The organism is Stenotrophomonas sp. 82F1 (assembly GCF_056861525.1).
Map to the genome: position 1 here is coordinate 318,906 of NZ_JBSPUD010000002.1, position 8,929 is coordinate 327,834.

An 8,929-nucleotide genomic window follows, 5' to 3' on the forward strand; every position below is an offset into this window, starting at 1 on the left:
CACGTGTCGTGACTGCGATCACGCTGTCCGATCAGAAACCGGTGTTGAACTCCAGCTGGAACACGTCGATCGACAACGGCGGGCCCGACACTTCCTTGGCCGCCATCCACTTGCCGCTGATCCAGCTGCGCGCATCCAGCGCATAGGCGCCGCCGACGTAGTAACCGCGCGCATTGGTACCGCCAAGGTGGAAGTTCGGATCGTTGTAAGCATCAGGCAGCGCATCGGCCTCGATCCGCTTGTAGCCCAGCAGGGCCTGCCACTGGCCCTTCTCCTTCAGCTCGGTGGCGCCGAAGGTGGCCTGCAGCATCCAGGCGGTGTCGCCGCTGCGGAAGGTATCGATGCTGGCGCTGCCACCGGCGCCGTAGTTGTTGACGATGCCGTTGTTGGCCCGGGCGAACATGGCCTGCTTGTCATAGGCCAGGTTGCGGATGTAGTCCGCGTCCAGGCGCATGCCGATGTCCTGCGCGAGCTGTGTATCCCAGCGCAGGTTGAAGGTGGCCAGGCGGAATGCCGAGGCCAGGCCCACGTACTGCGGTGTGGGCGTGTTGGCCGGATCCAGCGGATTGCGGGCGATGTCGCGGATCAGCATCAGGGTGTTGCCCTTCTGCATGAACGCCGGCCGCGACCAGTCGGTATCGCACCCAACCGCGCCTGCATACAGCGCGCACGGCGACGACAGGCGGCCACTGATGTTCTTGAAATCGTAGTAGCCCAGCGCTGCACGCAGGCTGTTGTCATCGTTGAAGCGCCAGTTCACCCCCACCTGTGCACCGGACAGCCACTTGTTCTCGTTCGGGGTCTTGACCCGGCTCTGGCTGGGAGCACTGTCGGAGGTGTACTCCAACGGCACCACCGCCAGGTTGCCGAACAGGCCGACGTCCTCAGCAATGTCGTACCTGAGATTGGCCGCCAGGCCATCGAAGTTCAGGTCGTTGGAGAACAGCGTGTCGCTGGTCCAGAACGGATTGCCGAAGCGTCCGCCGCGCACCGTCACCCAGTCGGCCGGGCTGTAGGCGAGCCATGCCTGGTCCAGCCACACGTCCTTCTTGCCCAGGCCGCCGCCAAGCTGTTCGGTGGTGGACACCGGCCCGTTGCTGCTGCCACTGGCCAGGCGCACGCCTGCGGTGGTGTGCTCGCCGATCATCGCTTCGATGCCCAGCCGTGCACGGATGCGCCACAGGTTGCGGCGGTCCTGGCGGGTGTTGAGCAGCGGCGGCAGCTGCAGGTTGGTGTTGTTGTTGGTATCGAAACCGCTGCCCGCATTCACCGAGGCCCAGTTGGTTTCGATGTCGCTGTTGCGTTCGGAGTAGAAGCGCGACTCACTGCGCACGCGCATGTCACCGGTCACCTTGATGCGCTTGGTCCACTCGGCCACTTCGTTCGGCGCGGCCCAGCCCTCGGCTTTGGCCTGCGCCATCACGTCCTGGCGCACTTCATCGCGGATGCCATCACGCACGCTCTGCGGCACGTACGGCACACGCACGTCGCCGGCTTCCAGCGCCACACCGCCGCTGCTGGCTGCGCCACTCGCAGTGACACGTTGCGCAGCCGCCGCTTCTGCTTCCGCCTGTACCAGCAGCGCCTGGCCGTCTTCGGGCTTGAGCGCGCCACTGGCAATCAACCCCTTGATCAGCTTGACCATGGTGGTTTCGGCAGCCATTGCACTGGCCGGCACGGCCAGGCTGAGCAGTACGGCGCAGCACAGCAGCGCCCGTCGGGCCGGCCGCGGGCGGCGGGATGCGGTTCGAGCGCGGTCGTGGTCGTTCATCACGGTTCTCATCGAAAGAAGGGAAATCACGGAAGTCATCGGTCAAGCGCCGGGGCGGCGCCCCTGGATCAGCACGCGCGCGGGGAAATCCAGCGACGCCGGTGGCATCTGGTCGACTTTGCCGATCTGCCGCAGCGCATCGAGCACGGCCACGTCGGCCTCCTCGTTGCCGCTGCCACGCACCAGCTCGACCTTCTCCAGCCGGCCATCCGGCGCCAGCCACACATTCACCTGCAGCTGGAAGGCCAGGCGCTTGACCCGCGCATCGCGCGAGATCGCCTGTTGCATCAGATAGCCCAGGTAGCGGCCATAGCTGGCATTGCCGGCACCGCCACGGCCGACACCGGACGAACCCCCGCCGCTGCCCGACTGGATGCCGAAGCTGTCGCCGCCGGCCTGCGCATCGGCGTCCATGGTTACCGGGTCGGCGTTGTCCGGCGTCGGCGTCGGCTCTTCGGCCGGCGTTGGCTGGTCCAGCGGTTCCGGCTCAGGCACGGTCTCTTCCGGCGGCGTCTCCGGCTCGGGCGGTTTTTCCGGTGGCGGCGGTGGTGGTGGCGGTGGTGGCAACGCCAGCATCGGCGGCTGCACCACCGGCCGGCGGGTGCTGGCGGTGTCCTTGAACAGCAGCCACCACAGGGCAATACCCAGTACCAGCAGCGCCGCCAGTACCAGCGCGATCGTCACCAGCAACTGGCGTCCGCGCGTACCAGGCTCCTGCAGGGGTGGTCGATGGCCGGCCATGCCTCAGCCCTGCGCCTTGCCGGTGACCAGGCCGACCTGGGCCAGCTCCAGCCGCCGCAGCAGGTCCAGCACCTCGACCACGCGCGCGTACTGCACCTGCGCATCACCGCGCACGATCACCGGGAAATCCGGCGAGGTTGCGCGTTCGGTACGCAGGCGGTCCTCCAGCTCGGCCATCGTCACCGGGTAGGCATCCAGGAATACCTGGCCGCTGGGGTCGATGGTGATCGCCTTGGTCTTGGGCTTCTCAAGTGCGGTGCTGTTGCTGGCCTTCGGCAGGTTGACCTCGATGCCGGGAATGGAGGCGTTGCTGGTCAGGATGAAGATCACCAGCACCACCAGCAGCACGTCGACGAAGGGCGTCACGTTGATGCCCTTCTCGCGTTTCTTGATGCCGAACTTCGCCTTATAGGCCATGGCCGGTCCCTCAGCCCTGGACCGCGGCCGGGCCGCGTCCGTCCTGCTCTTCGGCCAGGCGGGCGGCGAACTCGTCGATGAACACCGCCATGTCGGCGCCGATCGCTTCGGCGCGTGCCCCCAGCCAGTTGTAGCCGAACAGCGCCGGAATCGCGACGCCCAGGCCGGCGGCGGTACACAGCAGCGCTGCCGCCATGCCCGGGGCCACCGAGTTGATGTCCACCGCACCGGCCATCGCCGCCACCACGAACACCAGCATGATGCCGATCACGGTGCCGAACAGACCCACATACGGTGCACCCTCGATGGTGGTCGACAGCCAGTTCATGCGTCGCGCCATCGCCTCCTGTTCGCGCACCATCACCGCGTCCATCGACGCGCGGATGGCGGCGATGGTGGCCGCGCTCAGATAGCCGGAGTTGCCGTCGCGCTGATGGCGCTGCTGCATTTCATCGATGGCCACCTGGTAGATGCGCCACAGCGAGCCGTCGTGCATCGCCGTCGGCACCTTGCCCTGCCGGTCCATCTCGGACAAGGTGCGCAGCGGCACGCCGGAGAGCTTGCTGAAGCTCTCGGTGAACACTGCATTGGCCTTGCTGGTGCGGCCGAAATGACGGCTCTTGGCGATCATGATCGCCCATGACAACAGCATCATCAGGCCGAGGATGGCCACCACCACCCAGGCATCGAACGGCATCGCCTTGAGGATGAAGGCGAAGTGGCTCTGTCCGGCCGATTGCTCGTCAGCACCGTAGCTGATCAGGCGCGAATCGGCGCCCTGCGCGGTGGCATCGGCCAGCAGCAGCGCCGCCGGGCGCGCCACGCGTGAGATCCGCAGTTCATCCAGCGCACCATCGAAGTTGGCCAGCGGCTGCGTCGTGCCCGGTGCATCGGCACCCACCACCGCAGCGGTGCTCAGTGCCGGCAGTTCACCACTGAGCTGGGCCACCACGCGACCGTTCAGATACAGCTGCAGCGACCCCTTCTCGGCGGTAAGCGCGAGATGCGCCCACTGTCCTTCCGGGATCGGTTGTGCCGGCGTGCTGCGTTGACCGTTGAGCTGCACGAACGGCACGCGGTTGTCGATGCCCACCACCAGCTCGGCGCTGCCATCGCGCCGGGCGTAGATCGCCTGCGCGGTGGTCTGCGCGCCCGGTTTGATCCAGGCCGAAACGGTGAGCGGCGCGCCCGCTTCCTGTGCCAGCGAAGCGCTGGCCGGCAGCGGCAGCGGACCCGCGCCCAGCTGCACGCCACGCCCGATCACCGTGCTTTCCGCCGCAGGCACTACTGCACCGGCCGTGTTGCCGTAGGCCGTGGTATCACGCGCCGGCGCATTGGCTTCGGCAAAGTGGTAGACCAGCGTGTAGTCCGGATCGAACACCTGCTGGCCATTGCCGCTGGCCGGTGCCTTCGCGTTGCCGTAGTACATCCAGATCGTCTGCGGCGCGCTGGCGGTCAGTGCTGGAACGTCCACCCAGACCAGTGCCAGGCCCAGGTTCGGGTCGAACTGCTCGATCTGATGGGCCAACACGGTGCGCCCGTCGGCAGCAACGAAGCGCAGGTCGTTGCCACCCTCCTGGGTGCCATCAAAACCGAAATTGCCGGTATGCAGGCGCAGCAGCAGCGGGGTACGCCCGGGATTACCGGCCAACCCCGCGCCCTGTGGGCCGGCGTCGACGGTGATCGGCTTGCGGTACTTCCATTCGGCCTGCCACCAGTTGGCATCGGCCGCGGCGGCGGGCAGCGCGATCAGCGCAGCCAGCAGCAGCAACATTCGGGAAAGCAGACGGTCCATGCAAAAGGTCTCCGGAGAACGCATCTCAAGGGAAGGGTCAGTAGCTGGTGCTGATGTTGAAATGCAGGCGCGGGTCGTCCTTGCGCGTGACCGGGCCATCGGCGTAGGGCCAGGCGTAGTCCAGGCGCAACTGGAGGTGTTCGCCCAGGCGCAGCTGCGCGCCCAGCCCGACCGAGGCCAGGTTGTACTTGTCGCGCTGTTCCGGCAGCGGCTGACGCAGGCGCAGGTAGGCCGCGTCAGCGAAGCTGTACAGGCGCAGGTCGGTACCGCTCCACAGCGACCACGCCGGGGTGCGCCATTCCAGGTTGGCCAGGCCACCGTAGTCGCCGATCGCTTCGGCCGAGAGGTAGCCACGCACGGTGTACATGCCACCGGCGGCGAACTGCTCGGCCGAGACCAGCGGTGCATCGGTCGCCTGCAGCGAGCCACGCGCATACCACTGCCAGTCGTTGCCGAAGGTGTGCGTATTGGAGACATCCGCCTTGAACGCCACGAAGCTCGGGTCGGCCCAGTAGCGTTTCTGACCGAAATCGGTGGCGTTGCTGCCATAACCGAACAGGCGCCGGGTTCCCGCCACCAGCTGCGTGTTGATGCTCAGCTGATCGTTCTCGCCCTGGCGCACACCGACGAAGGCCAGGGTGATCGGCGCGTACTTCAACGGCGTCTTCAGGCTGTCCTTGCCCATCTGCGTGTCTTCTTCGGTGTCCTTGAAGTCCACGCCGAGGCTGAGCTGGCGCCACCACTGGCTGCTGCCGGCCAGGCGGTAGTTGAGCTTGAGACCAATGGAATGACCGTTGCCGATCACGTTGGTGCCGGTGCCGGTACCGACCTGCCCGCCTGCATTCAGTACGCGGCTGTCGGACTTGTAGCCCGATGCCTCCAGGCTCCACGGCGTGCCCTCGAAGGGGACCGTGTAGGACGCAGAGAACACCTTTGCCTGGTCGGTGTCTTCCGGCGCGATGAACACGCCGATGCTCGCGCTGTGTCCACGCCGCCACAGGTTGTCGTGGGCCAGCGATGCACTAAGCCGTAGCTTCTCGGTGTCGGCACTGTGATCGTTGTTGAGTGCCGCGCTCGCGCGCCACGGCGACTTCTCTTCCACCTGCAGGTCCACATCCATGGTGCCCGGCACCTGGCCTTCGCGCACCAGCGGCAGCACCTGGCGACGACCACCTTCGTTCAGCGCAGTCAGTTCCTTCTGCGCCTGGTCGAAGTCCGGCACCCGCCCCTCAGCCAACGCCGGTACCCGCTCGCGGATGCGTTCGGGTGAGTCATGGCGGGCACCGACCACGCGCAGCTGGCCAATGGGCGTTTGCTGCACCTTCAGCAGCACCACGCCCGCGTTGACCTGCTGTTCGGGCAGCTCCACATAGACCGATTGGTAGCCGGCCTGCTGGTACAGCGCGTTGACTGCATCACGCGCCTTCTCGACATCGGCGAGCGTTTTTCCGGGGCCGAGGAACGGTTCGACCGCGCGTTCGATCTGGCGCGCATCGAGCACGGTGTTGCCGCGCACGATGTACTCGTTGATGTTCACCGTGGGCGCTGGCGCGGCGTCCTGCGCGAGCACTGAAAAGGGCAACGACGCCAGGGCCAGCAACAAAGGATGCAGGCGCAGCGGAAGGCGAACGGCACGGCACGGAACGGGAGTCATCGAAGGCATCGCGTCGTATCGAAGGGAATGGCCAGGGAGCGGCGCGTGGGTCTACCAACAGGACGTGCAGGCCGCGTCAAAACCGCCAACAGTTTTGTGACAGCACTGTCATCTGTTGACGATGCTGAAACAGGCGCAGGCGGACACTTCGCCTGGTGCACGTCTTCATTGCAGAGCGCCTGCTGCCTCGGGAGATTCAAGATGCACGCCACCCTGCTTACGCCGAACCGCCGTGCCCTCTGTATGGCGTTGGTCCTGGGGCTGGCTTCGCCTTGGGCGCGGGCCGACCAGGCCGCCAAACAGGCAGACGCAGCGCCATGCATCGAAGTACAGGTCAATGGCGAGCGCATCCCCGCCTGGGACTGCCTGCAACGCAAGCTGGCGCCGACGGAGAGCGCAGCCGCCCGCCCTGCTCTTCCCGAAGCCGAACGCGTGATGCGCAAGCCCGGCAACCAGATGCTGCAGTACAACCTGGAAGGCACGCGGCAACGCATGGGCGATGCGTTCGGGCGTTCGGTGGTGCCACAGCGCCCGGCGCGCTGAGCCGTGTTCAGTGCCGCCCCAGCGCGGCGGGAACGATGCCATCGGTGGGCAGGGGCGGCAGTTCGGGCACGGGCAGCGAGCGCGGCTGTCCTGCCTGCTGCAGTTCAACCGCGTTGGCGCTGATCGCTGCCAGTACGGTAGATGGACCCAGCCGCTGGCCTGGAGCATAGGCCTGCGCAGGCGCCCCATCCACCGACAGCAGCGCCAGCGGCGCCTGCCGCCCAGCCATTACGCCCAGCACGCTCACATCGGTCTGCACCGCGCCGGGCGAGAGCAGCCGCACCAGCGGTGCGCTGGCAGCGTCGTCGACGGCCGGGGCAGCGGGTACGGTAACCTGCACCGCGGCCGCGGCCACGCGAGCCGGCGCCATGAACAGGGCCATGCCCCAGTATCCCGCCACGGCCAGCAGCAGCATGGCCGCCAGCAGGGTCAACGTGCGATTGCGATCCCAACGCCTGCCGTCCATGTTCCGCACCTTCGCCAGGGTCCTGTGCGGCCACGCTAGCAGCTGTCGCTGACGCTTTTGTTTCATCATCCGCACCTACGCTGGCAGGTATCGGCAAGGACGGGAGGCGATGTCCGATGCAACGCAGGCCACGCGGCTTCACCCTGATTGAACTGATGGTAGTACTGGTCATCATCGGCATCTGCACGGCGGGTATCGGCCTTGGCCTTGGCAGCCTGCTCGACCCTGCGCGGCAGCTGCGCCAGGAATCGGAGCGGTTGGCGCAGCGCCTGCAGGTCGCGCGCGATGAAGCACGCATCGATGGTCGGCCGATCCGCTGGCAGGCCAGCGCAGAAGGCTATCGCTTCAGCCGCCGCGACAGCGAGGGCTGGGTCGAGCTGCGGCGCGATGACCTGCTGCGCCCCCAGCAATGGCAGACCCGCGGCATTGAAGTGCAACCAAAGGCTGCCATCGAGTTGAGCCCCGAATGGATCGGCGTGCCGTGGGAGCTGGCGTTGTCGCTGGACGGCCGTCGACTGCGTCTTCGTGATGATGGCAGCGGACAATTGCAGGTCATGCAGTGAAGCGGACGCAACACGGATTCACGTTGATCGAGGTGCTGATCGCCTTGGCCATCGTGGCCATCGCCTTGGCAGCGGTGATGCGCTCGGTGGCGGTGGCGACCGATGACCAGTCGCGTCTGCGTGACCGTCGGCTGGCCCTGCTGTGCGCGCAGGACCGCTGGCAGGAGCTGCGCCTGGCCGCGCAACCACCCGGCGATGCACGCCTGCTGTGCCTGCAGGGGCGCACCCGTTTCCTGGTGCAGCAGCACCTGGGCAGCGGCGCCGACGGGCAACCGCAGCTGGAGTTGGGCGTGGTGGCCGAAGATGCACCGAAGCAGTCGCTGGCGCGCCTGCAGCTGCCATGGACGGCGGCGCCATGAAACGCGCTGCGCGGGGCTTCACCCTGATCGAAGTGATGATCGCCATCACCATCATGGGCGTGCTGGCGGTGATCTGCTGGCGCGCACTGGACAGCGTGGCCAACACTGACCAGCGCCTGCGCCAGGCCGATGCCGAGACCAGTACGGCGATGCGGGTGCTGCAGCAGTTCCAGCGCGATATCGAGATGCGGGCCGACGATGCGCTGATGAACGGTGCGGTGCGCCCGGCCGATCAACCCGCGCGGCTGCTGCCGCCGTCGTTGACCAGTGAGCGCCACCCCGATGGTGGCTTCACCCTGGAGATCACCCGCAGTGTCGGCAGTGATGGGCTGCAGTGGCAGCGCGTTCGCTGGTGGCGGCAAGGCAGCACGTTGTGGCGTGCCAGCGGTGCGCCGTCCGATCATTATCCGCTGCCTGCGCCTGAGCCGACGCGCGGGCTGCTGGTGGCGCGTGATGTACAGCGCTTCGAGGTGCGCGCATGGCAGCCGGGGGTGGGTTGGACGATGCTGCCGAGCCAGGGCGAGGTATTGCCGGCGACCGGTCTGGAGTTGCGGTTGGGGTTGCGTGATGGACGCGGGCCGTTGAGTTACCGGCGGGTGTTGGCGCTCTGAGAGGAGCAT

At 66.9% G+C, this 8,929-nt stretch carries 10 protein-coding genes; 4 read left to right on the forward strand and 6 right to left on the reverse strand.

All coding sequences use genetic code 11. The features are described from left to right. Nucleotides 1-31: 31 nt before the first annotated feature. From AC13GI_RS03845 to AC13GI_RS03865, 5 genes are read right to left on the reverse strand one after another with little or no spacing between them, the layout of a single operon-like run. A complete protein-coding gene (locus AC13GI_RS03845) occupies nucleotides 32-1,771 on the reverse strand; it encodes a putative porin (protein ID WP_099818629.1) in 1,740 nt (579 codons plus the stop codon). Nucleotides 1,772-1,813: 42 nt separating this feature from the next. Next, nucleotides 1,814-2,512: a cell envelope integrity protein TolA gene (gene tolA / locus AC13GI_RS03850; protein WP_099818631.1), complete on the reverse strand. Its 699-nt coding sequence runs from the start codon at nucleotides 2,510-2,512 to the stop codon at nucleotides 1,814-1,816. Between the two features lie 3 nt (nucleotides 2,513-2,515). Then, nucleotides 2,516-2,929 carry an ExbD/TolR family protein gene (locus AC13GI_RS03855; RefSeq protein ID WP_089235818.1) on the reverse strand — a complete coding sequence of 138 codons (414 nt, stop codon included), beginning with the start codon at nucleotides 2,927-2,929 and terminating at the stop codon, nucleotides 2,516-2,518. Between the two features lie 10 nt (nucleotides 2,930-2,939). Beyond that, nucleotides 2,940-4,724 carry a DUF2341 domain-containing protein gene (locus tag AC13GI_RS03860; RefSeq protein ID WP_482995559.1) on the reverse strand — a complete coding sequence of 595 codons (1,785 nt, stop codon included), beginning with the start codon at nucleotides 4,722-4,724 and terminating at the stop codon, nucleotides 2,940-2,942. Nucleotides 4,725-4,761: 37 nt separating this feature from the next. Next, the gene (locus tag AC13GI_RS03865) at nucleotides 4,762-6,378 is read right to left on the reverse strand and encodes a ShlB/FhaC/HecB family hemolysin secretion/activation protein (RefSeq protein WP_099818634.1); all 1,617 of its coding nucleotides are present in this window, start codon (nucleotides 6,376-6,378) and stop codon (nucleotides 4,762-4,764) included. Between the two features lie 201 nt (nucleotides 6,379-6,579). On the opposite strand from AC13GI_RS03865, the gene AC13GI_RS03870 reads away from it, so the two are divergent. Beyond that, nucleotides 6,580-6,921 carry a hypothetical protein gene (locus AC13GI_RS03870; RefSeq protein ID WP_099818635.1) on the forward strand — a complete coding sequence of 114 codons (342 nt, stop codon included), beginning with the start codon at nucleotides 6,580-6,582 and terminating at the stop codon, nucleotides 6,919-6,921. Nucleotides 6,922-6,928: 7 nt separating this feature from the next. Here AC13GI_RS03870 and AC13GI_RS03875 read toward each other — a convergent pair whose 3' ends face one another. Further along, complete coding sequence (locus AC13GI_RS03875) at nucleotides 6,929-7,387, reverse strand: general secretion pathway protein (RefSeq protein ID WP_099818636.1); 459 nt, start codon at nucleotides 7,385-7,387, stop codon at nucleotides 6,929-6,931. Between the two features lie 116 nt (nucleotides 7,388-7,503). Between AC13GI_RS03875 and gspH the strand changes: the two genes are divergently transcribed. From gspH to AC13GI_RS03890, 3 genes are read left to right on the forward strand one after another with little or no spacing between them, the layout of a single operon-like run. Then, nucleotides 7,504-7,950 (forward strand): type II secretion system minor pseudopilin GspH, encoded by a 447-nt coding sequence (gene gspH, locus AC13GI_RS03880; RefSeq protein ID WP_099818638.1) that lies wholly within the window; start codon nucleotides 7,504-7,506, stop codon nucleotides 7,948-7,950. After that, nucleotides 7,947-8,309, forward strand: coding sequence for a type II secretion system minor pseudopilin GspI (gspI, locus tag AC13GI_RS03885; protein WP_099818639.1), 363 nt, complete (start codon nucleotides 7,947-7,949; stop codon nucleotides 8,307-8,309). Before gspH ends, gspI begins: the two co-directional genes overlap by 4 nt. Continuing rightward, nucleotides 8,306-8,920, forward strand: coding sequence for a prepilin-type N-terminal cleavage/methylation domain-containing protein (locus AC13GI_RS03890; RefSeq protein ID WP_482995560.1), 615 nt, complete (start codon nucleotides 8,306-8,308; stop codon nucleotides 8,918-8,920). The genes gspI and AC13GI_RS03890 overlap by 4 nt, the downstream gene beginning before the upstream one ends. The last annotated feature ends 9 nt before the right edge of the window (nucleotides 8,921-8,929 follow it).

Excerpts from the sequence above, each read along its gene's own strand:
- AC13GI_RS03855 (WP_089235818.1), bottom strand. The coding sequence starts at position 2,929 with ATGGCCTATAAGGCGAAGTTCGGCATCAAGAAACGCGAGAAGGGCATC.
- tolA (WP_099818631.1), bottom strand. The coding sequence starts at position 2,512 with ATGGCCGGCCATCGACCACCCCTGCAGGAGCCTGGTACGCGCGGACGC.
- AC13GI_RS03875 (WP_099818636.1), bottom strand. The coding sequence starts at position 7,387 with ATGGACGGCAGGCGTTGGGATCGCAATCGCACGTTGACCCTGCTGGCG.
- AC13GI_RS03890 (WP_482995560.1), top strand. The coding sequence starts at position 8,306 with ATGAAACGCGCTGCGCGGGGCTTCACCCTGATCGAAGTGATGATCGCC.
- AC13GI_RS03865 (WP_099818634.1), bottom strand. The coding sequence starts at position 6,378 with ATGACTCCCGTTCCGTGCCGTGCCGTTCGCCTTCCGCTGCGCCTGCAT.
- AC13GI_RS03870 (WP_099818635.1), top strand. The coding sequence starts at position 6,580 with ATGCACGCCACCCTGCTTACGCCGAACCGCCGTGCCCTCTGTATGGCG.
- gspH (WP_099818638.1), top strand. The coding sequence starts at position 7,504 with ATGCAACGCAGGCCACGCGGCTTCACCCTGATTGAACTGATGGTAGTA.
- AC13GI_RS03845 (WP_099818629.1), bottom strand. The coding sequence starts at position 1,771 with ATGAACGACCACGACCGCGCTCGAACCGCATCCCGCCGCCCGCGGCCG.
- AC13GI_RS03860 (WP_482995559.1), bottom strand. The coding sequence starts at position 4,724 with ATGGACCGTCTGCTTTCCCGAATGTTGCTGCTGCTGGCTGCGCTGATC.